Below are 478 nucleotides of genomic sequence, written 5' to 3'. Positions count from 1 at the left end.
GGTACGCCCAGGTACGTTATAAAGAATCTGAGGGATATCAACCGCCTCGGCAATCGCTTTAAAATGTTGATACAAGCCTTCCTGAGTGGGCTTGTTGTAGTACGGCGTAACTGAAAGGCAGGCGTCTGCGCCAACGCGTTTTGCAGCTCGGCTAAGCTCGATCGCCTCAGCAGTCGAATTAGCTCCCGTACCGGCAATAATGGGGATTCGACCGGATGCACGATCTACAATGCGCTCAATGACCTTACAGTGTTCTGCTGGGCTTAGTGTTGCTGATTCCCCAGTCGTACCAACAGCAACAATAGAGTCTGTCCCGTTCTTAATCTGAAAATCGACAAATTTGTCGAGGCGGTCCCAATCGAGCGAGCCATCGCCGTGCATTGGGGTTGCTAACGCAACGATACTGCCTGTAATCATACTTGTCTCCGGAATAAACGAACGGGCTATCAGCAAGGAAAATATACCTTACAAAACTCAG

1 protein-coding gene is annotated in these 478 nt (G+C 49.8%); it reads right to left on the bottom strand.

What is annotated here, in order from left to right; all coding sequences use genetic code 11:
• A partial coding sequence (locus tag A3751_RS02725; protein ID WP_197466133.1) for a dihydrodipicolinate synthase family protein occupies positions 1-417 on the bottom strand: 417 nt, incomplete at its 3' end.
• Positions 418-478 lie beyond the last annotated feature (61 nt).

The sequence above is a fragment of the Oleiphilus sp. HI0080 genome (assembly GCF_001635135.1).
This window is presented reverse-complemented; position numbering and strand designations above follow the sequence as displayed.